17 protein-coding genes and 1 other annotated feature are annotated in these 23,670 nt (G+C 39.6%); of the genes, 1 reads left to right on the top strand and 16 read right to left on the bottom strand.

Annotated elements, in window-relative coordinates:
* Positions 1 to 213: 213 nt before the first annotated feature.
* From PQ460_RS08520 to adhE, 10 genes are all read right to left on the bottom strand, one after another.
* A complete protein-coding gene (locus tag PQ460_RS08520; protein WP_274172351.1) occupies positions 214 to 1,869 on the bottom strand; it encodes a family 10 glycosylhydrolase in 1,656 nt (551 codons plus the stop codon).
* Positions 1,870 to 1,984: 115 nt separating this feature from the next.
* Positions 1,985 to 2,410: a transcriptional regulator MntR gene (mntR, locus tag PQ460_RS08515; RefSeq protein WP_069329089.1), complete on the bottom strand. Its 426-nt coding sequence runs from the start codon at positions 2,408 to 2,410 to the stop codon at positions 1,985 to 1,987.
* 182 nt (positions 2,411 to 2,592) lie between these two features.
* Positions 2,593 to 4,608 (bottom strand): methionine--tRNA ligase, encoded by a 2,016-nt coding sequence (gene metG / locus PQ460_RS08510; protein WP_274172350.1) that lies wholly within the window; start codon positions 4,606 to 4,608, stop codon positions 2,593 to 2,595.
* 76 nt (positions 4,609 to 4,684) lie between these two features.
* Positions 4,685 to 4,940 (bottom strand) — a binding site (T-box leader).
* Positions 4,941 to 4,980: 40 nt separating this feature from the next.
* Positions 4,981 to 5,262, bottom strand: coding sequence for a membrane protein insertion efficiency factor YidD (yidD, locus tag PQ460_RS08505; RefSeq protein ID WP_273612955.1), 282 nt, complete (start codon positions 5,260 to 5,262; stop codon positions 4,981 to 4,983).
* Positions 5,259 to 5,777: a Fur family transcriptional regulator gene (locus tag PQ460_RS08500; protein ID WP_274172349.1), complete on the bottom strand. Its 519-nt coding sequence runs from the start codon at positions 5,775 to 5,777 to the stop codon at positions 5,259 to 5,261. Before PQ460_RS08500 ends, yidD begins: the two co-directional genes overlap by 4 nt.
* Before the next feature lie 289 nt (positions 5,778 to 6,066).
* A complete protein-coding gene (locus tag PQ460_RS08495; RefSeq protein WP_274172348.1) occupies positions 6,067 to 8,274 on the bottom strand; it encodes a stalk domain-containing protein in 2,208 nt (735 codons plus the stop codon).
* A gap of 361 nt (positions 8,275 to 8,635) precedes the next feature.
* Positions 8,636 to 10,258, bottom strand: coding sequence for a beta-N-acetylhexosaminidase (nagZ, locus tag PQ460_RS08490; RefSeq protein ID WP_274172347.1), 1,623 nt, complete (start codon positions 10,256 to 10,258; stop codon positions 8,636 to 8,638).
* A 313-nt stretch (positions 10,259 to 10,571) separates the two neighbouring features.
* On the bottom strand, positions 10,572 to 11,309 hold the full coding sequence (gene pflA / locus PQ460_RS08485; RefSeq protein ID WP_273612959.1) for a pyruvate formate-lyase-activating protein: 738 nt from the start codon (positions 11,307 to 11,309) through the stop codon (positions 10,572 to 10,574).
* 315 nt (positions 11,310 to 11,624) lie between these two features.
* A complete protein-coding gene (gene pflB, locus PQ460_RS08480) occupies positions 11,625 to 13,892 on the bottom strand; it encodes a formate C-acetyltransferase (protein ID WP_273612960.1) in 2,268 nt (755 codons plus the stop codon).
* A 688-nt stretch (positions 13,893 to 14,580) separates the two neighbouring features.
* Entirely contained in the window at positions 14,581 to 17,193 is a 2,613-nt protein-coding gene (adhE, locus tag PQ460_RS08475; protein ID WP_273612961.1) for a bifunctional acetaldehyde-CoA/alcohol dehydrogenase, read from the bottom strand.
* 331 nt (positions 17,194 to 17,524) lie between these two features.
* On the opposite strand from adhE, the gene PQ460_RS08470 reads away from it, so the two are divergent.
* Positions 17,525 to 18,247: a Crp/Fnr family transcriptional regulator gene (locus tag PQ460_RS08470; protein WP_273612962.1), complete on the top strand. Its 723-nt coding sequence runs from the start codon at positions 17,525 to 17,527 to the stop codon at positions 18,245 to 18,247.
* 112 nt (positions 18,248 to 18,359) lie between these two features.
* On the opposite strand, the gene PQ460_RS08465 is transcribed toward PQ460_RS08470, so the two are convergent.
* From PQ460_RS08465 to PQ460_RS08440, 6 genes are all read right to left on the bottom strand, one after another.
* Positions 18,360 to 18,677 (bottom strand): winged helix-turn-helix transcriptional regulator, encoded by a 318-nt coding sequence (locus tag PQ460_RS08465; protein WP_273612963.1) that lies wholly within the window; start codon positions 18,675 to 18,677, stop codon positions 18,360 to 18,362.
* A gap of 179 nt (positions 18,678 to 18,856) precedes the next feature.
* Positions 18,857 to 19,546, bottom strand: coding sequence for a uracil-DNA glycosylase (locus PQ460_RS08460; protein ID WP_273612964.1), 690 nt, complete (start codon positions 19,544 to 19,546; stop codon positions 18,857 to 18,859).
* A gap of 185 nt (positions 19,547 to 19,731) precedes the next feature.
* Entirely contained in the window at positions 19,732 to 20,463 is a 732-nt protein-coding gene (locus PQ460_RS08455; RefSeq protein ID WP_273612965.1) for a ThuA domain-containing protein, read from the bottom strand.
* Positions 20,464 to 20,483: 20 nt separating this feature from the next.
* On the bottom strand, positions 20,484 to 21,452 hold the full coding sequence (locus PQ460_RS08450; RefSeq protein ID WP_273612966.1) for a sugar phosphate isomerase/epimerase family protein: 969 nt from the start codon (positions 21,450 to 21,452) through the stop codon (positions 20,484 to 20,486).
* Between the two features lie 234 nt (positions 21,453 to 21,686).
* Positions 21,687 to 22,454, bottom strand: coding sequence for a sugar phosphate isomerase/epimerase family protein (locus tag PQ460_RS08445; protein ID WP_274172346.1), 768 nt, complete (start codon positions 22,452 to 22,454; stop codon positions 21,687 to 21,689).
* Between the two features lie 49 nt (positions 22,455 to 22,503).
* A complete protein-coding gene (locus tag PQ460_RS08440) occupies positions 22,504 to 23,583 on the bottom strand; it encodes a Gfo/Idh/MocA family protein (RefSeq protein WP_273612968.1) in 1,080 nt (359 codons plus the stop codon).
* Positions 23,584 to 23,670 lie beyond the last annotated feature (87 nt).

Raw genomic sequence — 23,670 nt, 5'->3', positions numbered from 1 at the left:
CAATTATTATCATAAAGCTATTTATATCTATAAAAAAAGCATGACTTTTCCTTCTTACCGAGGAACAGATCATGCTTTTTTTGCTATCTAGTTATTATGTTCTCAGATTTTAATGTTCTATATTTATCGATGTTACTTTTTTAATCAAAAAAAGGGATTCTATCGCCTCAGTATCTGGCTGATAAAATCCCTTTTTTGTAATCTTATATTATCTTACAATCCCCAGTATGAACGTAATTTTGCTAATACGCCTTGCGGATTCTTTTTCAAATCTTTAGCACTGAAGAAAATGCTACCTTTGATATTGCTGTATTTCTCATTGTATTTGAGCTGGTTAATGATTTCATTAGAACTGCTCCAGCCGATTTCTGGTGTACTGATTTTGTAAAGTGCCTGACCGATATACAGATCGACACCTGTATTTTTGGTTTCATTTGCCCACCAGTCTACTACTTTATCATAACGAGCTACAGGAAGTGTCATGCTCCAGTATACTTGTGGAGCAATATAGTCGATCCAACCATTTTTGATCCATGTGCGGGTATCTGCATACGTTGTATCGTAAGCTGTTACGCCTGCTTTGGTATCTGAACCTGTAATATCTGAAGATTTGTTACGCCATACACCGAACGGGCTGATTCCGAACTTCACAGCAGGTTTGGAATTGTGAATCGATGTATTTAGTTGTTGGACAAAACTGTTGATATTGCCACGACGCCAATCCGCTTTAGTTTTGAACTTACCACTGTTGTAACTAGCATAGGTGCTATCATCGCCGAATTTGTTCGAAGCTGTTTCTGAATATGGATAGAAATAGTCATCCAAATGTACACCATCAATATCATAGTTATTCACAACTTCCATCACTGTATCAATAACCGATTGACGAGCAGCTGGAATTCCCGGGTTCAAATAATATTTATTATCGAACTTAATCACCCAGTCAGGATGTTTGAGTACTACATTGTTGCTTGCCAATTTGCTTGTATTCGCATCGGTTGTTGCGCGGAACGGGTTAAACCATGCATGGAATTCCATACCACGCTTATGAGCTTCAGCAACCATATACTCTAATGGATCATATCCAGGATCTTTGCCCTGTGTTCCGGTTAGATATTTTGACCATGGCATCAGTGAAGATTTGTACAATGCATCTCCAGCAGGACGAACCTGTACGAATACTGCATTAATCCCCATACCTTGTAGATCATCTAATAATTTTGAAAATTCTTGCTTTTGCTTGGTTGCACCGGATGTAGCCGGCCAGTCTAGATTGTAGACAGTAGAGATCCATGCACCACGAAGCCCATCTTTGGCTACGGTGCTCGTTGGAGCTTTTCCACTATTACTATTATCTGTTGTTCCTGTATTGGTAGTAGGTGGTGTAGAAGGCTTGCTACTGTTATTTTTACTACCTGTACCTTGATAGCTACTTGTTGCTAGATTTACCGTTTGGTTGGCTTGATCCCAATTAACATCAAGACCCAGACCTTCCCCGATAAAACGTAGCGGAACCATCACACGACCGTTTTTCATTTCAACCGAAGCATCTAAGCTAACCGATTTGTTATTGATCGTAGCCGTATTCTGACCAGAAGTCAGTACCAGCACTTGCTTATCGCTAGTAATCGTAACAGTACTTGTCGATTGTTTCCAGGCGATTTTGGCTTTTAAATTTTCGCTCACTAAGCGTAAAGGAACCATCGTTACATTGCTCTTGCTGGTTATGTAAGGAGCAGCATCCCCTTGTATCTGTTCTCCATCTAGCATGATCTTAATATCCGAATCTGCGGCGTGAAGTGTACTACTGATCGAAGGGACAATCATCAACATGACTAAAAATACAGCGATAAAACGAACCATTTTCATAAATTCAAACCTCCAGTAAATCGTTGCTTGGTGCTTATAACATTAGACGACTGACAGTTACCAAAGTTGCGAACAAAATAAAAGACATCTGCCAAGTGATCGACAGATGCCTGCCTTACGAGTCGCTAATCAGCTCTTTTTGTAGATTCTGTAGCGCTTCCACACGTGACGGATCACGACGGAAATATTCTAGCAATGTTTCAATTTGAGTGATCGAATTCCAACTCAGGTGATGCTCTATACCTTCTACATCTTTGTATATATAATCCGGGTTAACACCGATAACATTCAGGAAATCTTCGAGTAATTGATGGCGCTCTACAAGGCGTTTGCCCATCTTTTTCCCTTTGCTTGTCAGCACTAATCCCCGGTACTTCTCATAAATCAAATATTCATCTTTATCTAATTTTTGGATCATCTTTGTAACGGACGAAGGATGTACTTCTAACCCTTCTGCAATATCCGAGACACGCGCATATCCCTTTTGATCGATTAATTTATAAATGCGCTCTAAATAATCCTCCATACTGGGCGTTGGCATCTTGCTCCCCCTTTTTCACTACGTACTGTATTCATTTGGCAAATATTGATTCAATAATCATACATTTAATTCGCATGAGTTGGCAAGTTTTGCACGCGATTCAAACGATAGAAAGAACCTTCCATGTGTACACCATATATGCTGTTCCACGGAAGGTCTTTACTTATCTTTTGAAAATACTTTTACTTAACAATAGCACCGTTCGGCATACCGTCTGGAACCGTAGCTAGTGTCAATTGATCGCCATGAGAAGCCGCTAAAATCATACCTTTAGATTCTTCTCCGCGTAATTTCACAGGCTTAAGATTAGTGACGCAGATGACTTTGCGTCCTACTAATTCTTCCGGTGTGTAGAACTTCGCAATACCAGATACAACCTGACGTTGCTCTGTACCTAGATCCAGTTGTAATTTAAGCAGTTTGTCTGCCTTTTTAACTGGTTCAGCAGAGATCACTTGAGCTACGCGCAGTTCAACTTTGGCAAAGTCGTCAATACTGATCTCAGGCGCTTGTGACTCTTCTACTTCTACAGGTACAGAAGCTGGTGTAGTTGATGGTGTATTTTCAGTTGCTGCTGTTAATACGCCACCCATCGCTTCTACGATATAAGCTACTTCTTCTTTGCTATCTAGACGAGGGAAAATAGGTTCACCTTTAACAACAGTCGTACCTGCTGGAATCTGACCATACGTACGAATACTTTCCCAAGCGGTAAGTTCGCCTTCTGTAATGCCAAGTTGTGCCCAGATTTTTTTAGGTGCACGTGTTAAGAATGGTTGCAATAATACAGAAACGATACGCAATGTCTCTACAAGATGATACATCACCGAATCCAATTGCGGTTGATTAGCTTCGTCTTTGGCAAGTACCCATGGTTGCGTCTCATCAATATATTTATTAGTCCGACTAATCAACTGACTGATCGCTGTTAGAGCTACAGAAAATTCAAGATTTTCAAACGCATTTTCTACTTTCTCGATCGTTTGTGCAGCGATATCTTCTAATGTTCCATCCACTTCAAGTAGACGACCCGGATAAGCAGGAATAGTACCACTACAATACTTATCGACCATAGCTACCGAACGATTAAGCAAGTTACCTAGATCATTCGCCAAATCTGAATTGACACGATCGACAAAGCTCTCCGGTGTAAATGTACCATCAGAACCAAAAGGTACTTCACGTAGCAAATAATAACGCAGAGAATCTAGACCATAACGATTGATTAGAGTTACCGGATCAACCACATTTCCTTTGGACTTGGACATTTTACCGTCTTTCATTAATAACCAACCATGTCCAAATACTTTTTTAGGTAATGGTAGATCTAGCGCCATCAACATAATCGGCCAATAGATTGTATGGAAACGAACGATTTCTTTACCTACCAGGTGAATATCTGCTGGCCAGAATTTGTTGAATAATTCTGGATTATCTGTTCCATAGCCTAATGCTGTAATGTAGTTAGAAAGTGCATCGATCCATACATACACAATATGCTTAGGATCTCCTTTAACTTGTACGCCCCACTCAAACGTAGTACGGGAAACTGCCAAATCTTCAAGTCCCGGCTTGATAAAGTTATTAATCATTTCATTTTTACGAGATTCAGGTTGAATAAATTCAGGGTTATCTTGATAGTATTTTAATAGACGATCTGCATATTTGCTCATACGGAAGAAATAAGATTCTTCTTTAACTAATTCTACAGGATGTCCACTATCCGGACTTTTCCCTCCAATAATCTCGCCATCTGCATTACGCTCAATATCGACAATTTGCGTCTCTGTATAATAGGTCTCATCTGGAATACTATACCAGCCTTCGTATTCACCTTTATAAATATCACCTTGTTTGAGCAAACGATCAAAAATTTCTTGAACTACAACTTTATGGCGCTCTTCAGTGGTACGGATAAAATCGTCATACGAAATATCTAATTGATCCCACAATTTTTTGATTCCTTCTACTACACCATCAATAAATTGTTGTGGAGTCTGTCCTTTTTCTAACGCTTTACGTTCGATCTTTTGTCCATGCTCATCTGTTCCTGTAAGATAACGAACATCATATCCTCTTAGGCGTTTGTAACGAGCCATCGCATCACCGGCTACAGTTGTATATGCATGACCGATATGCAATTTGTCGCTCGGGTAATAGATTGGTGTTGTCAAATAAAAAGTAGGTTTGGCTGACATTATAATTCCTCCTTAAATATGTTGAAATTGCTATGTTCTCATTTCCATATCTGGACGCAAAAAAGCCCCCGCCCCTATATGGGACGAGAGCATAGACTCACGCGTTACCACCCAAATTCTCTACTCCTTTACAGAAGTAGACTCTTTCAGTCTTTCGCAGACTGCCCATTAACGCTGGTTCACGCTGAAGCCTTACATATGTATACGTGACATATGCTTGACTACAGTTCCTCCCGGACCATATTCGATGACGCTAACCATACCGGTTCCCAGCTACTCCGGCTCTCTGTACTGGTGCATTTTTCATCTACTTATCCATTCACAGGAAATAATATTTGATGTTATGAATATACCGAACTTCCAAATCACCTGTCAAGCATTTTGCTGTTCCTGATTAGTGACTGAAGAAGATGTATCCTTCGATTTGGCAGGCGGTACAGGGTCAAATCCTCCTGGATGAAAAGGATGACATTTCCCTATCCGTCTGGCAGCTAATCCTACACCTTTGACGACACCATGAATATCAATCGCTTCTAAAGCATACTGAGAACAAGTCGGATAAAAGCGACATGTTGGTGGTTTGAGTGGTGAAATGAATTTGCGATACACATGGATCGGCGCCTGAACCGCACGACGACTCAATTTGCGCTTCACTGGCTTTTACCTGCAGGCTCATGATTATCATATTCATGAGACATCAATTTAGATGGTTTGAGATGTAGAGTGGGACCTTCTTTGCCATCTCCAGCACCCATTTCTTGACGACAATCTTTACAATATCCGAACACTTCAAATTTGTGTTTGACCACTTCAAATTGTTCAGGCATATCTGTCATATCCATCGGGCAAAAAGCAATCGGATACGTTTTTTCACATTGTAAGCAGATCATATGATGGTGATGATGGTCTTGACTACAATGACTTTTAAATTTGACACCATCTTCAAAAACGATCTGTTCTAACACACCTAGCTCCTGCATCACACGCAAATTGCGGTAGACCGTATCAAAGCTAAGCCCACTGTACTTTTTACCCATATAGTCATATACATCTTTAGCGGTCAGATAACCGGGAGCTTCTGCAAATAAACGTGCTAATGTGCGACGTTGATCTGTAATTCGCAACCCTTGTGCTGACATCGTATCGATGATTTGTTCTGTCGACAGCATGAGTTATTCCTCCTGTCCTAATCTATCTTTTATCGTTTACATGAATTATTGTATTATTCGTAATAATAACTATTATACAACATAACGGTGTGCGATGCGTAATTATTCGTCAAAAGTTTATGGCGATTACGTTACTAATTAAAGCTTATCGGAACATCATTACACATTTCTCCATCATGCCTTATTTGAACACAATCGTCAATTGATTCTAGTAAAAGTTAATGATTATATCAAAACAAGCAAAAAAGCCCGAATCAGTAAAACTGATCCGGGCTTTTTGATAAAACGATTATTGTTTTTTAGCTGGCAATTGTGTGAATAACAAGTTGACTGGCAAGTTACTACCAGGCGCTGCTGTAAACCACAATTCTACTGCTTCTGTATCTAATGTTCCTGTACGATAAAGCACAACATTATCATTCGCTGTTGTTGCTGCACCGCTATTTTTGATTGCTGTGATTGCTCCATTTACATACATGTAACCAGAGTAACGACCACCACGAGCATTAAAGGAAATCATTGTATTAGGTGCAACCATATCTAACTTGATTTTGTATAACACACCGAAGTTACCTGCGTTAGAAGCTTCAGTCATTGACAATGGATCTGTACCCATTAAGTTAGGATCACTATTGTTGTCTCCGATAGGCATACGAACTGTTGTGTTACCGATCAAGTCAGCTACATGAATATTACGTACAGCATTGTCATACGTACCACGGTTATGAATACCATCGCGGTCCAATTTAGGTTCTGTAGCAAGTGCAGCGATAGGATCTTGATTTTCATCAATCATCATCACTGTGTATTGTACGTTAGAATCACTTACTAGATCGCCGAATAATGAAATAACGGTATCGTTCTTCATTGCGTTAGCACTTAGTTGATTAAAGATAACTTGGCTTTGTCCTGGTTGTAGAACAACAGATTGAGCATCTGCTCCACTTTGCATAGATTCAAAGTAACGTTTTACAGAAACTTTACCCACTGCTGTAGCATAAGGATTAGGTCCTCCAAAACCAACAGCTTGAATGTTAAGTGTAGCTGGTGTAGCGTTCGGGTTCGTTGCTACCACGTACATTTTTTTGCTACTACCTGTTTCATTCAAATGATGCACCATAAAGCGTGTTGCACCTGTAGCAGATTCTTGATATACGATACCTTTAGTTAAAACACGTTCAGGGCTGTTACTACGAATCAGACGACTTGGATCATCAGTGACTTGAGCATTTGTTACTGTTGCCCATGTTGGAATCAATGAACCGTTAAAGTCGAAAGAATCTCCAGTTGGTGTAAATAGCGGATAGAAATCTTCTGCTGTATACAATGTTTGATCTGTTACATTGATCGTTTTGCTATATGTGCCTGTTGCACCATGTTTATCGGTTACTGTTAATGTAATCGTCTGTGGACCTGGTGTAAAGAATGCTAATTGCTTATTATCCCATTTTGTTAAATCTGGGTTAATTGCATTTTCATCATCTGTACTCATATCCGTATAAGTTACCAATTCACCCATGCGATATGTTTCTTGGTTCGTATTAAACATCGCTACTGGCGGTTGGTTAGGAGGAAGTACGTTGATCGTAACCGTGTACGGATCACTCCATTGACCGGATGAATCCATTACAGAATACGTGATCACATGAGGACCTGCTTCTGCAAAAATGTCTTCGCGTCCTGTCCATGTTTCATTAGCGATAGGACTGCCATCAGAAGTGGTAGATTTTGTTTTGTATGTTACCAATGTTTGACCTGCATAAATAGCAGTAGGTGAAACAGTAAAGGAAGCTGTTGGTTTGACAACTAGATCTAATACCACTAATTTACCTTGTACAGTATAAGGAATATTTAATGCTTGAGTGATCGAAGTCAAAGGAACCATAAATACATTTTTTTGTTGAAAAGCTGGGCCTTTCATCAAAGTGCTCACACCATTTACAGTGTAGTACTTACTGTCTGTTTTGAAGCGTAATTCTTTACCATCTTTTTGCATAATGGTTTCTTTGGTCTTAGCATCATATGTAAGCTTCAGACCGACACGGGTCACAAGTGCGCGAACCGATACGTAAGATACTCCACTTTTCACAGCCATAGGTTGATCTGAAAAGTATAATTTACCATCTTGATAAATCTGGTTAGAGTTCATCATAAAAATCACTTTGTTAGGTCCAGCAGAATACACATCAGTCACCACAGTAGGTGTTGTCGGTGTAGTTACTGGAGGTGTAACTGTAGTAGGTGGTGTTGTCGGAACAGTGGGTACTGTACCAGCAGGATCTGTCGTCGGATCAGTCACTGCGTTAGGATCTGTAACTGCATTAGGATCAGTTACTGTAGTATCGTCTCCTACAGCACCTTGAGTATCATTGTATACATCTTGTACGATACTGCTATCCACATCGCCTTCAGCAGCGTGAACTTGTGCTCCTGGAACAGTCGCAACAGTCTGAGCTACAGCGAGTAATGCAATTAGTAACGTCTTCTTGAATTTCATTATTAGGCTCCTTCTCATAGCAATTTACTGTCTTGTACATCTAAAAACATTGGTCTTTCCCCCGAATTGGCACATTAATAAGACGCACCAAACGTTAAAAAGTTTCTCTGTTGTTGAAGAAACCTTACAACATGCGTATCTGTTCACACTTCAGCCACATCTATCACAACGAAAAATCACATAAAAAACAGCCTTATCCATCAGCGATGAATAGACTGTTTTTGACTACATGATGTGCTCAGAAAACGTCATTAGTTATACTTTACCACAAATAAATCCAATAACCTATTTTGACGATAGATATTACCTATCAGCTATAGATAGAACCATATCCTAGGCACAAAATAAACGATATCACGTTCTATAATTGAATCCGATATTGGTCGTTTAAGCTAACGGGTAGCTTGCCAAGTGCTGGCTTCACTCCTGCGATTACAGCGGCTAATGCTTCTACAGCATACTTTCGATTTTCATAACTACATATATACGTCTTGATCTCAGGTAGATCATTTATATCATAAGGATTACGTACAGAAGCTACGATCAATGCTGTATCTGGTAGCAAAGATAACTGACGAGCTAGTTTTGCCTGTCCAAGAGGTAACAGTCCTGATGATGTATACGCAGCAAAAATCACTTTAGGATAATGAATAGCTTGCTCTAACACCTGCTGGATCTCTTCCGGTTCTGGTCTAGAATCGATAATAATCTGCGTAGCATTAATGCCATAACTACGAAGCGCTTGAGCAAAGCTGATATCATGCCCTGTTGGTTCATCGACTTCTGTTAGACGTGTTACCTGTGGCCAGATCACTAATACCTGATCGTTTTCTTGTAAAGGCAATTGCCCTTCATCTTTGACAAGTGTAATACTTCGTTCTGCAATATCACGTAAAATCGGTTCGATCGTTGACGGCTCTAACCGCTCTGTCCACTCTTCTATCGGGTAAGGTTCTGCATTCATTTGATGTTTGGCTTTGAGCGCAAGTATACGTTCGACCGAAGCATCAATTTGTGCTTCAGATAGATGACCTTGTTGAACAGCTTCTTTGATTGCTTCAATCGCAGCGATCTGATGCTCTAGTGTATGACTAACCAGTAAAAGATCGGCTCCTGCTTGCGCCGCCATCACTGTTGCCTGTGGAATCGGAAAATGCTTCGCAATCGCATGCATTTCCAGACAATCGGTTACGATTAATCCGTCAAAACCCATTTCAGTCCGAAGCAGATCAGTCAATACTTTACGTGATAAAGTTGCTGGAATCGACTCTGGTTCAAACGCTGGAAAAATCACATGTGCAGACATAATCATATCTACCCCTGCTTGTATAGCTGCCCGAAAAGGAAGTAATTCTATCTGTTCCAAACGAGCTTTGTCATGAGGCACCGAAGCCAAGCCGTAATGCGAATCAACTTCTGTATCTCCATGCCCGGGAAAATGTTTGGCTGTAGCGGCTACCTTTTCTTGTTGAATCGCTTGAATGGCAGCCGCTCCATGAATCGCTACCACTTCTGGTTTCTCTGAATAGGAACGTACACCAATAACCGGATTACGCGGGTTATTATTCACATCTACACATGGAGCAAAATTAACATTGATTCCAAGTGTGCGTAGTTCGCGTGCACTTATCGCTGAAGCCGCAGAGGTCAGCCTTACATCATTTACAGCTCCTAATGTCATATTGCCTGGAATCAGGCTCATCTCGTCTTGGTCAATTCGGCTCACCATTCCTCCTTCTTGATCGATTGCTATCAATAATGGAGGTAATCCTTGCCTGTGAGCAATCTGCTGCAATCCTGCTGAAAGGTCTGTAATCTGACGAGCTTTTCCTATATTACGGCGAAAATAAATCACTCCACCTACATGATATTTCTCTATCAATTCAGTAATATGTTCATTCGGTACATTTGTATGAAATCCACATACAAACAATTGTCCGATTTTCTGGTCTAAGGTCAGGTCTGATAATTGAATAGTGTTCATATGTATCCCCCTTAAGCTTGAGCCTATTTTGAAAAGATGTCTTTATCCGAGCATGAAATGACTAGCTAGATCCTTATTTAAGTATAGATAACTATATGTAAGTCAACAAGCGGATAAAGTTTGGGTTTTGGGGAATTTTTTTAAGTAAGGACACTGTATAGCTAGCGAAATATATAACATACCTATACACACCAAAAAGACATACCAAAAAGCCCTTTCCCTGATTACTCTGGAAAGGACTTCTGGTTTCACGTTCGTATACCCTTTTTACTGACTATGGTTGTTATTCTATCTATTTTCATAAAGAGGAGGATTAGACACAAGAGACTTGACGACGACCTTGTTCGATCAGACGATAAGCACGATCTACTTCAGCTTCGGTTGGCGAAGGAACCCCATCCAGCGGATAGATGCGTCCCAGCGCTTCCCATTTGTAGATGCCCATCTGATGATAAGGTAAAATTTCGAACTTCTCTACTCCTTTTAATGTACCGATAAATTCGCCTAAAGCGATCAAATCTTCTTCAGCATCATTAATTCCCGGTACAAATACATGGCGTATCCACATTTTGCGTCCATTGTCAGACAGCCATTGTGCAGTGTGTAGAGTGCGTTCATTCGATACACCAGTCAATTTTTTGTGCTTTTCATTGTTAATATGCTTAATATCTAGCATGACTAGATCTGTGACTTCAAGCAGTTCATGGATTTTACCAGGTTCGTTGAATCCATTACTGTCGAGTGTTGTACTGAGATTCCAACGTTCTTTGACTGCTTTGAACAATTCTCTAACAAAAGGAGCTTGTAACGTTGGTTCGCCGCCGGATACAGTCAATCCTCCACCAGAAGAACGGTAGTAACTCAAGTAAGGTTCGATTTCAGCTAGCACTTCTTCTAGCTCCATCACTTTACCTCCGTCCAAGTTCCATGTATCAGGGTTATGACAGTATTGGCATTTCATCAGACAACCCTGCATAAATAGTACAAATCGTATGCCCGGGCCATCGACGGTACCGAACGTTTCTAGCGAGTGAACACGGCCTTTTACCATGATCAATCACCCCTTTCGTCTGAGTTGATGTATATAAGTTATGTGAAAATGTATCGCTCTAGCATGCTCCGTTACGTCGATAGATTATTTTTACGATCGCTGTTAAGATCGGATATCTGGAATGAACTGCTTTCGCAGTCGATATCCGAATCTTAAAGGCGAACGCTTCGCTTCTCCAAAATAATTCTATAGCCTTCACTCAGCAGATAGAGTTACATTTTCAGATATAACTTATATCATTCATTGTTGGTTAGCAGTTAAAAGCTTTGATTACTTTGGTTAGTTTTATTGCTTTATTATTTTTAAAAGTTTGTATTACATTGATCCGTGGAATGTGCGGTTGATGACATCCATTTGTTGTTCACGAGTCAATTTCACAAAGTTAACAGCATATCCAGATACACGGATTGTTAATTGTGGGTAGTTTTCTGGGTGTTCCATAGCGTCTAGTAGTTGTTCACGAGCAAACACGTTCACGTTCAAGTGATGAGCATTGCTACCAAAGTATCCGTCTAGCATAGATACAAGGTTTGATTTACGGATTTCTTCTTCTTTACCTAATGCTTTTGGTACGATAGAGAATGTGTTAGAAATACCATCCAAGCTATCTTCGTATGGTAATTTAGCAACGGAACTTAGAGATGCAAGTGCACCTTTTGTATCTCTTCCGTGCATAGGGTTAGCACCTGGTGCGAATGGTTCGCCAGCTTTACGTCCATCTGGTGTTGTACCTGTTTTTTTACCGTACACTACGTTAGAAGTGATTGTTAGTACTGATTGTGTTGGTGTTGCACCACGGTATGCTTTGTTTTTGCGAATCATACCCATAAATGTTTCTACCAATTCAACAGCAATTTGATCGACTTTATCATCGTTATTACCGTAGCAAGGATATTCGCCTTCAATTTTGAAGTCTACAGCAATACCACGTTCGTCACGGATAGGTGTTACTTTTGCATATTTGATAGCGCTCAATGAGTCAGCTGCTACAGATAGACCAGCAATACCACAAGCCATTGTACGTAAGATATCACGATCATGTAATGCCATTTCGATACGTTCGTAGCTATATTTGTCATGCATGTAATGGATAACGTTCAATGTGTTCATGTACAATTTGCCTAACCATTCCATCATTGCTTTGAAGCGTTTCATGACTTCGTCATATTCAAGCACTTCAGAAGTGATTGCAGGATATTCAGGTCCTACTTGAACGCCTGATTTCTCGTCACGTCCACCATTGATTGCATACAATAATGCTTTGGCAAGGTTAGCACGAGCACCGAAGAACTGCATTTGTTTACCGATACGCATAGCGGATACACAGCAAGCAATACCGTAATCATCGCCATAGATCGGACGCATAAGATCATCGTTTTCGTATTGGATAGAACTTGTTTCGATTGAAACTTTAGCACAGAATTTTTTGAAAGCTTCTGGCAATTGTTCTGACCACAATACAGTCAAGTTAGGTTCTGGTGCAGGTCCCAAGTTGTATAATGTATGCAAGAAACGGAAGCTGTTTTTAGTTACTAATGTTTTGCCGTCTACAGCCATACCACCGATAGATTCTGTAACCCAAGTAGGGTCACCACTGAACAATTCGTTGTAGTCTGGAGTACGCAAGAATTTAACGATACGCAATTTCATTACAAAATGGTCTACCAATTCTTGAGCTTGTTGTTCTGTTAATGTGCCTTCTTTTACATCACGTTCGATATAAATATCAAGGAAAGAAGATACACGTCCTAGAGACATCGCTGCACCATTTTGTTCTTTGATTGCTGCAAGGTAACCGAAGTATACCCATTGGAACGCTTCTTTAGCTGTTTGTGCAGGTTTGGAAATATCGAAGCCATGCATTTCAGCCATTTTTTTCAATTCGCCTAGAGCACGAATTTGTTCAGATACTTCTTCACGAAGACGAATAACTTCTTCATCAATTACGTCAACTTCCATGTCATTCAAATCTTGTTTTCTTTCGTTGATCAAGAAGTCTACACCGTACAATGCTACGCGGCGATAGTCACCGATAATACGTCCACGACCGTAAGCATCTGGCAAGCCTGTAATGATACCTGCTTTACGTGCTGCTCTCATATCGGACGTATAAGCATCGAATACACCCTGGTTATGCGTTTTACGAATATTAGTGAAGATATCAATGATTTGTTCTGGTACTTCAAAGCCATACGCTTTACAAGCATCGATCATCATTTTGATACCACCGAACGGTTGAAGCGAACGACGGAAAGGAGCATCTGTTTGAACACCGACGATTTGTTCTTTGTCTTTGTCCAAGTATCCAGGACCATGTGAAGTGATAGTAGAAGGTGTTGCAGCATCTACATCCCATACTCCGCCACGTTCGATCTCTTCTTTAGATAGTTTAGAAATAATATCCCACAAGTCTTTTGTATTTGAAGTAGGGCCAGCTAGGAATGTTTCGTTTCCTTGATATGCGCTAATGTTTTGCTCAATAAAATCACGAGTATCTACATGTTTTGCCCATTTACCTGATTTGAAATTGCGCCATGCATCTTTTTTTAAATTATCCTGTACATTTCTTTCGATAACTGACATTGATAATCCCTCCATTATTGTGAATAAAATCACAAAAGCATTTAAGCTAATGCTTGTCTCGCCTGTACGATACCGGAAGCTGTTATTTTCTCCCTCCGGCTATGTCTTTATTATGATGTAATTCATAAGCATAGTATGTGACATTTATCACAAAATCGCATTTTTATTATGATTTTTATCACATTCTGTATCTATAACAGCTTTTGAAAATAACTATTACAGATATTCAGAAACCCTTTTACAGCATAAGCGAGCAACTGATTATGCCGTAAACACAGTAATATCAATCTACTAATACAAAAATATACATAAGATTTTGCAACAAATAACTGTAGCATAATACCGGAATATACGACTTCTAACAACGAAATATATCACACTATTTCTGTATTATTCTATCTACACACTATAGAATAATGTTGGACATTGCATCACTCCTCTCTACGAATAAAAGAACGACTCTCATTAGTTCTGCTCATATCGCAAACTAGGAGATCGTTCTTTTGTATGAGGTGAATTTCCATATTTGCTTTATTTTCTATTTTCAACAGCGTATCTTGAGAGTCTATTTTTAGAGATACCATTTAAATAAGAAGAAAAAAAGGATCATCTCCAACGACTCTGCTATAAAAGCATTTGTGGAGTGATCCTTTTTTCAATCTACATGATTACTATTTCAAAAGTATACTTATTCAAATCTACCGTAGAATGCGTTGCGGTATACATCAGCTAGTTCAGTCACTAAAGGTAATTTAGGATTCGCTGTTGTACATTGATCTTCAAATGCACGGTCAGCAAGGTAATCGACACGAGATTCAAAGTCTTTTGCATCAAAGCCTAAAGCTTCAAATGTTTCTGGAATACCTAATTTACGGTTCAAGTCACGAATAGCATTGATCAAGCTGTTTACGCCCTCTTCAGTTGTACGTGCTGGCAATCCTAGGATGCGTGCAATTTCAGCATAACGTTCGTGAGCGATAAAGTGAGAATATTTAGGGAACGATGCGAATTTAGTTGGTTTTTTCGCATTGTAGCGGATAACGTGTGGCAACAAGATCGCATTGGTACGACCATGTGCTGTATGGTATTGTCCACCCCATTTGTGTGCCAAGCTATGGTTAATACCTAAGAATGCATTCGCAAATGCCATACCTGCAATCGTAGAAGCATTATGCATTTTTTCACGAGCCAGTTTGTCGCCTGTTAGAGCAGACTGTTCTAGATATTGGAATACCAGTTGAATCGCTTTGATCGCTAGTCCATCGGTAAAGTCACTTGCCATTACAGATACATAAGCTTCAATTGCATGAGTCAATACGTCCATACCTGTATCAGCTACAGCTACGCGAGGTAAAGAGTATACAAATTCAGGATCGATAATCGCTACGTCTGGTGTTAACTCATAATCAGCCAAAGGATATTTAGTGTTGCCTTTTTCTTTATCTGTAATAACCGCGAACGATGTTACTTCAGAACCTGTACCCGAAGTTGTAGGAATAGCTACGAATTGTGCTTTTTGTCCCAAATGTGGGTATTTGTAAATCCGTTTGCGGATATCCATGAATTTTTGTTTTAAGTTATCAAATTCAGTATCAGGGTATTCGTAGAACATCCACATGCCTTTAGCAGCATCCATAGGTGATCCACCACCAAGAGCGATAATGCAGTCAGGTTGGAAACGTTCCATCATTTGACGACCACGCTCAACTGTAGCTGTAGATGGATCTGGCTCTACATCAGAGAACACTTCAACAACTACTGGAGTCTGACGTTGACGCAAGTAATGTTGTACTTTTTCTACATAACCAAGTTGTACCATCATCGCATCTGTTACGATCACAACACGGCTAATATCAGGCATTTTAGCAAGGTATTGAGTTGCACCTTTTTCAAAATAAACTTTAGAAGGTATTTTGAACCATTGCATATTCACAGTACGACGAGCCACCCTTTTCACATTAATCAGATTCACTGCACTTACATTAGAAGAAGTAGAGTTACGACCATAAGATCCACAGCCTAGTGTTAGAGATGGTAAGTTAGTATTGTAAAGGTCACCGATAGCTCCGTGTGTAGAAGGAGAGTTCACGATAATACGTCCAGTTTGTAGACGGTTAGCGAATTTTTGAATAACTTCATCATTATTAGAATGGATAGCTGAAGAGTGACCCATACCGCCAAATTCTACGATTTGTGCAGCACGTTCAATCCCTTGATCCGCATTTTTAACTCTATAGCAAGCCAACACAGGGCTTAATTTTTCAGCAGATAATGGGAATTTCGTACCGACACCTTCTAGTTCAGCAACCAATATTTTGGTGTCTGCTGGAACAGTAATTCCACAAAGTTCAGCAATTTTTACAGCAGATTGTCCTACAATAGAAGGATTCACTGCACATTTATCTGTATTCATTGCACCGTTTGTTAATTTGCCTGCTTCTTCTTTTGTTACAAAGTAGCAACCGTTATCGATCATTAATTTTTTTACTTTTTCATAGACAGGTTCTTCAATAACTACAGCCTGTTCAGAAGCACAGATCATACCATTATCAAACGATTTGGAAAGAATTAAGTCATTAACAGCTTGTTGTAGATCAGCACTTTTCTCGATAAAAGCAGGAACGTTACCAGGACCTACGCCAAGTGCAGGTTTACCACAGCTATATGCTGCTTTAACCATTGCGCCACCACCAGTAGCTAAGATCATAGCTACATCAGGATGGTTCATCAAAGCATTTGTTTTGTCCATTGAAGGAGCATCAATCCACTGGATACAATCTGCAGGTGCACCATGTTTTACAGCTGCTTCAAGCAAAATGCGAGCTGCTTCTTTACTACAATTCTGTGCAGATGGATGGAAGCCGAAAATGATAGGGTTACGTGTTTTAATTGAAATTAATGATTTGAACATCGTTGTTGATGTTGGATTTGTTACAGGTGTAATCCCCATAATGATTCCGACAGGTTCAGCGATTTTTTGGAAGCTTTCATAATCATTGTCTTCAATAACACCGACTGTTTTATCATTTTTGATGCTGTGGTATATATATTCAGTAGCAAACATGTTTTTGATAATTTTATCTTCATATACACCTCTACCTGTTTCTTCAACAGCCAGTTTAGCAAGATACATATGTTGATCCAGACCAGCTAACGCCATTGCTTGTACGATGTTATCAATTTGTTCTTGATTCATATTCATAAATGCAGCGTGCGCTTTGTTAGCTTTATCAATTAATTTTTGAATTTCTTCCTGTGCACTCAATTCCACGTTGCGACTAGCATCATTTTTTACAGCCATTTCTCTCATCCTCCTCAGAATGTGTATTGCTTTTGTCTACGCACTGATCATAGCATAGAGACATAAATCATAATGTGATATTTTTCACAATCAATTTTTATTTTTTAAATTTATTCTATTTCATTTTTTCCTTTTGCATTTTAATATAAAAAGATGTATGATAATAGTGAAATTAATCACAAAGTATGAAGAAGCTTTTCTTCATTTGTAAGTCATCATTGTTACTATATAATGTAGAATTTAACTAATCATTTAATTTCCAATTTTTTTCCTAAAATGTTATGCATTATGATTAATTTCACGTATAATTGAAATAAAGGGGCGAATAATAATGAACAAGTCTTTAGAAGAAACTCAACCACGTCATAATACAGCATGCTTTTCGGAAATTAATCAGGAACGATTACTTAACCATTCTACAGAACGTAGTATCGCAGCAGGATCTCATTTATTCTGGGAAGGCGATTTATCCGATAAATTATATTTCCTTAAAAGTGGACGCGTTAAATTAACGAAATCAACCGATGAAGGTAAAGAATTGATTCTATATATGTATCAAGCAGGAGATATGATCGGTCAAGCTGACCCATTCTCTGGTACACGCCTTGGATTTACAGCAGAAGCAATAGAAGATACAGAAGTTGCTGTGATCGAACATAAAGAATTAGAATTAATGATCTGTCAGTATTGCGACTTTGCAATCGACTTTATGAAATGGATGGGAACGCATCACCGTCTGACTCAGACTAAAGTGCGCGACTTGATGTTATATGGTAAACCAGGTGCACTCTGCTCTACATTGATTCGTTTAAGCAATACGTATGGTGAAGATTACAATGATCAAGGTTCTATTTTGATTAACAAAAAAATCACGCATACCGACTTATCGAATATGATTGGTGCTACTCGTGAAAGTGTAAACCGGATGCTTAGCGATCTACGTAAAAAAGAAAGTATCGAATATGAGCACGGTATGATCATTATCCATGACCTTGAAGCTTTACAAGAAGTATGTCACTGTGAATTATGCCCTAAAGAAATATGCAGAATCTAATGAATATTCAGTATCTTCTATACACTTACCTGTTTAGACAACTAAAGATACCAAAAAAGCTTTCCGTGTGTTACTCATAGCGGAAAGCTTTTTTTGATTCATTCATAGCGTACTATTCTACCCAATGCTCTGCCCAGTTCTGAATCTGCTCCATAACCGGCTTAAGTGCACGACCTTTGTCTGTTAACTCATATTCGATTCGAACAGGAGTCTCTGGATATACCTGACGAATCAGAATTCCACTGCTTTCTAGATCTTTCATTCGTTCAGATAGCATTTTGTCGCTCATCATCGGAATCAGATTAGAAATATCTTTAAAACGTTTAGGACCACTCATTAATGATTGAATAATTAGACCATTCCATCTTTTTCCTAAAAATGAAAACGCGGTCTCAAAACGGGGACATAATCCCAACTGGTGTTGCTCCATGTTCTCTCACCTCTTCAATTGTTCCGAAACACGGGATCGGATAGTCATAAGCTCGTATTTCATCATATTACGATGTTAACTTACGATTAGTTAGTACATATATTTTAGCATATTTTACCTGAAAAGAGAACGAAAACATTACATAATTACAGATTAATGCTCAATCTTTCAACATTATATTATGATTGTAGCGTTAAATCGATCAATTCTCGCAAAATGACCAGATCTTCTGCGATAATAGTTGTCAATGATCTATTATACAATACTGCCGCAGGATGATACATAGGAAAAATCCAGTATTCCTGTTCTGACCAATGATATCCCTGATCCATATGATCGGCATCGACTTGTTGAATATGACTGCGCCGTGCTTGTCCATGAACTTGAGAGACTTGGTATCCTTTGCCTAGTAATCGTTGCAAAGCAATATTGCCAAGCGTAATAATAATTTGCGGTTGTACCGTTTCAATCTCAGTATCCAAAATAGGTGCAAACGCAAATACTTCATACGAAGTCGGCGTACGATTCGATCGGCTTGATCGTTCGGCTGTATGTTTACCTTGAATCATTTTGTCTTTATATGGACGACTACGTACAGTACTTGTAATATATAGATCATTTCTTGTAATATTCAAAGCATCAAAATAACCGTCTAACACTTTACCTGCTTGTCCACAAAAAGGAATCCCTTTTTCAATCTCATTTGCTCCCGGTGCTTCCCCTACCATCATCAATCCACCCGGAAATTTACCATAACCACCTAAAAATCCTTCTAACCGATGTCCGGCTACTCGCTCCAAACATTCGCTAATTCGTGTTGGCGATAATGGAACATTGCCAATCTGTGATTCTCTCTGTGCTTTAGACATCCATGCACTCCTTTCTATCACTAATCTACATGGTAGAGTGCTTTCATCAGTGTATAATAGCGATCTTGCTGGATAAAATCCCAAAAAAAGTACGCCTGTAGGCTATTAACCATACACGCGTACTTTTGAAAGATTTATTTTTTATGATTAATACTGTCTGGAACTCAGTTTGTTTGGTATAGCTGTTACGCCATTACTTTACTACCAAGTGCACGTGTAGGTTCTGTGCGACCGAATTCAGGACGTGTATTTATTGCAGGATACGCCCAGCGTACAGCGTTAGAGATAATGTGCATAATATCCTGATTGTAATACGTTGGATACGTCTCATGACCTGGACGGAAGTAAAAGACTTTACCATGTCCACGACGATACGTACAACCGCTACGGAATACTTCTCCGCCTTCAAAGTTGCTCAAGTATACCAATTCATCAGGAGCAGGAATATCGAAAAATTCACCATACATTTCTTCTTTATCCAATGTGATTGAAGGGTTAACACCTTGAGCGATAGGATGCGTAGGATTTACACACCATAGAATTTCTTGCTCATCGGCTACACGCCATTTTAGATCACAACTGGTTCCCATTAATTGTTTAAATGGTTTGGAGAAATGCCCTGAATGAAGAACGATTAATCCCATACCTTCATTGACTCTTCTTGCTACCGCTTCTGCAATATCATCATCTACTAATTCGTGAGCTGTATGTCCCCACCATAACATCACATCGGTAGAATTCAACACAGACTCTGTCAAACCATGTTCCGGCTGATCGAGTGTAGCTGTACGGCAGGCAAAGCCTTCCTTCGATAGCCCATCCGCCAGAACAGTATGAATCCCATCAGGATATACTGCTTTGACATCATCACGGATTTTCTCATGTACAAACTCATTCCAGACCGTTACATTAATCATAAAAAACTTCCTCCTCTATATTAGACCCACCACATCTCACCAAGTTCTTCCTCAATCAAAACCTGCTTCAAGTTATGGACAGCTTTTGTGAAACCTTCATTTACTGACATTAGACCATCTTCGTGCTCTATACTTACAACATAATCGTATCCAACTAGACGTAACGTGCTAATAATATCAGCCCATGTTTTGTTATCATGACCAAAGCCTACTGTACGGAACTGCCATGCACGATCTTGCATTTTGGTGTAGTCTTGCATATCTGTTACGCCGTGCATATTAACATTATCGGTATCTACCAGCGTATCTTTAGCATGAAAGTGATGAATTGCATTATTTTTTCCTAAAATTTTAATCGCTTGTACCGGATCAATCCCTTGCCACCACATATGACTCGGATCAAGGTTCGCTCCGATCACTTCACCAGCAGCTTCACGCAAGCGTAATAGTGTACCTGGAGTATGCACAGAGAAACCACCATGCAGTTCCAAACCAACTTTTACATTATGATCAGCAGCGAATTTACCATTCTCTGTCCAGTATGGAATGACTTTTTCTTCCCATTGCCATTTCATAAGATCCTGGAAATCATTCGGCCACGGTGCTACAGGCCAGTTCGGGTATTTCGCATCATCACTATCACCCGGACAACCGGAGAATGTATTTACAACCGCTACATCTAACTTTTGTGCCAGTTGAACGGATTTGATAAAGTCTTCATGGGATTCTTTGGCAATCGCTTTTTGCGGATGCAAAGGGTTACCATGACAGCTTAATGCACTAATCGTTAAACCACGAGAATCGATCGCTTGCTTGAATGCTCTAAGCTTACCTTCATCCGCAAGTAATTCGTCAGGCTTACAGTGAACATTACCTGGATTACCGCCAGAACCAAGTTCTACCATTTTAACGCCTTTTTCAGCTACATAATCCAATGCTTCTTCAAAGCTCATATTGTTGAGCAATACCATAAATACGCCTAATTTCATTTGTCCATCCTCCAGCTTCATTCGTTAATTTTATGAATGCAATCTGGTGAACTTATCACTTGAATCTAATCAATAGAGCGAACGGTGAGTTCTGTATTTGTCCTATCAGACAGTTGAGAATAGTGTAAATGCTCTATTATTAAATAATACGTCGAAACATGTCATAAAGTTCACCTAAATTGCGATTTATATCCATTTTAGTACAATTATTAGGATTGAACAGTAAGAGTTAGATTACACGCTTACTTTTCCACCTTTAGCACCGTACGATTTCACCCAGTTGATGCTTCGCTCGATACTTTGCAAAGGCGGTTGTAGGCATGAATCTTGCTCTACGACTAACCACTCTGCTCCTGCTTTTTCAGTAGCATCGGCTATCGCTGCAACAGGCACTTCACCTTCACCAAGTTCAACCGTCTGTGCACCTTTATCGGTGCGTTTGAAATCTTTCCAGTGAACAATCGGTAAGCGTCCAGCGTATTTTTGAATATATTCAATAGGATCATATCCACCATACTGTACCCAGCAACTATCTAATTCAACTTGCAATAGTGATGCAGGCACTTCAGTATACATCGCATCAAATACAGTATGTTCCCCTAATTTTTCAGTAAATTCAAATTCATGGTTGTGATATAACAACACTACATCGTTTTGATTGCACAGTTCTCCAAGCTTACGTAGATTAGCAAAAACTTCTGGCCAGTTACTACGGTGCTCTTCAGACAAGAATGGTACAATAATATAACGATTGCCAATTTCTTTGTTATAATCGATTAAAGACTGTGCATCTTGTAATAATTCTGTATATTGGGTATGAGAACCCACAACTTCAAGGTTGTGTTTTTTGAGTAATTCGTTAATTTGACTAGCAGTACGTCCGTAAAATCCGGCAAATTCAACACCTTGATATCCGAGCGATGCAACTTTAGCAATTGTACCTTCAAAATCTTTTTCTAAATCGTCTCGTACTGTGTATAATTGCAGTCCAACTTTAACCATTGCTCCATTCACTCCCACAATTTATGATAGTTGTATAGGATGATGATATTTAATAGCTGTTACCTTGTCTGTACCCTGCACGACTTTTGATAATCACATGCTTGCCTTCTAATGAAGAGCGTTGGAATGCATGCATCGCTTCAAGTACATGGTATGCTAGTTCACCACTTGCGCGGTGAGGCTGATTGTTGCGAATCGCTGTTACCATTTCGTTCAGACCTTTACCACGTTCATTACGAGTTCCTTCAAATACAGGAGGCACAATCTCAAACTCTTCTGAACCTGCACGTCTTAAGCGAACATCACCATCAAAAAAGTTAGGATCTGGAATATCTAATGTACCTTCTGTACCGTAGATTTCCATCCGAGGCAGTTGAGAGCCTCCTTTAATATCAAAACTGGTGATCATGGTAACGATTGCACTGTTTTCGAAATCGATCGTTCCTGCCAGATGTGTAGGTGTCTGTACACGTAATGGCGTACCTTCTTTGGGACCACTATGAACATGACGATCAGGAATCTGTATACCGGCTGATGAGCTAATTCTAGTCATCGATCCTAACAAGCTTGTTAATGCTGTCAAATAGTAAGGCCCCATATCGAACATTGGTCCTCCACCTGGCGCATAGAAAAATTCAGGATCAGGATGCCATGATTCAGGCCCACCACTCATCATAAAAGCAGAAGCTGCAATCGGTCGACCGATCAATCCATCGTCGATCGCTTTGCGCGCTGTTTCTATGCCTGAGCCGAGAAATGTATCCGGTGCACTGCCTACGCGGCGACCTACTTCTTTGGCTCGTAACAGTGTACGTTGACCATCTTCTAGCGATACTGCAAATGGCTTTTCAGCATAGACATGTTTGCCTGCTGCTAGTGCCGCCAGATTGACTGAAGCATGTGCCGCAGGAATCGTCAGGTTGATAATTAATTCAATATCTTCCTGTTGAAATAATTCCTCCGGAGTGAATGCGTTTGCAATGTTAAATTGTGAAGCTCTTGCTTGAGCCTTCTCAATCACCATATCTGCGCATGCTACCACTTCAACAACTGGACTTGATTGTAAATTTTCTAAATAGATCTCACTGATGTTACCGCATCCGATTAAGCCAGCTTTCATTCGTTCCACAGGTGATCCTCCTTTGGGCATCTGTTTTTCTAGGTGCAGAAAAGCTTTTCCTCTGGTGATAAGTATATCTAGGATTGCCCTGCATAA

This window comes from Paenibacillus sp. KACC 21273, assembly GCF_028736095.1.
In the GTDB taxonomy this organism is placed as follows: domain Bacteria; phylum Bacillota; class Bacilli; order Paenibacillales; family Paenibacillaceae; genus Saccharibacillus; species Saccharibacillus kyungheensis.
This window is presented reverse-complemented; position numbering and strand designations above follow the sequence as displayed.

Excerpts from the sequence above, each read along its gene's own strand:
- PQ460_RS08470 (WP_273612962.1), top strand. The coding sequence starts at position 17,525 with ATGAACAAGTCTTTAGAAGAAACTCAACCACGTCATAATACAGCATGC.
- PQ460_RS08455 (WP_273612965.1), bottom strand. The coding sequence starts at position 20,463 with ATGATTAATGTAACGGTCTGGAATGAGTTTGTACATGAGAAAATCCGT.
- nagZ (WP_274172347.1), bottom strand. The coding sequence starts at position 10,258 with ATGAACACTATTCAATTATCAGACCTGACCTTAGACCAGAAAATCGGA.
- PQ460_RS08460 (WP_273612964.1), bottom strand. The coding sequence starts at position 19,546 with ATGTCTAAAGCACAGAGAGAATCACAGATTGGCAATGTTCCATTATCG.
- PQ460_RS08445 (WP_274172346.1), bottom strand. The coding sequence starts at position 22,454 with ATGGTTAAAGTTGGACTGCAATTATACACAGTACGAGACGATTTAGAA.
- PQ460_RS08520 (WP_274172351.1), bottom strand. The coding sequence starts at position 1,869 with ATGAAAATGGTTCGTTTTATCGCTGTATTTTTAGTCATGTTGATGATT.
- PQ460_RS08495 (WP_274172348.1), bottom strand. The coding sequence starts at position 8,274 with ATGAAATTCAAGAAGACGTTACTAATTGCATTACTCGCTGTAGCTCAG.
- PQ460_RS08450 (WP_273612966.1), bottom strand. The coding sequence starts at position 21,452 with ATGAAATTAGGCGTATTTATGGTATTGCTCAACAATATGAGCTTTGAA.
- PQ460_RS08465 (WP_273612963.1), bottom strand. The coding sequence starts at position 18,677 with ATGGAGCAACACCAGTTGGGATTATGTCCCCGTTTTGAGACCGCGTTT.
- pflB (WP_273612960.1), bottom strand. The coding sequence starts at position 13,892 with ATGTCAGTTATCGAAAGAAATGTACAGGATAATTTAAAAAAAGATGCA.
- PQ460_RS08500 (WP_274172349.1), bottom strand. The coding sequence starts at position 5,777 with ATGCTGTCGACAGAACAAATCATCGATACGATGTCAGCACAAGGGTTG.
- adhE (WP_273612961.1), bottom strand. The coding sequence starts at position 17,193 with ATGGCTGTAAAAAATGATGCTAGTCGCAACGTGGAATTGAGTGCACAG.
- metG (WP_274172350.1), bottom strand. The coding sequence starts at position 4,608 with ATGTCAGCCAAACCTACTTTTTATTTGACAACACCAATCTATTACCCG.
- pflA (WP_273612959.1), bottom strand. The coding sequence starts at position 11,309 with ATGGTAAAAGGCCGTGTTCACTCGCTAGAAACGTTCGGTACCGTCGAT.
- mntR (WP_069329089.1), bottom strand. The coding sequence starts at position 2,410 with ATGCCAACGCCCAGTATGGAGGATTATTTAGAGCGCATTTATAAATTA.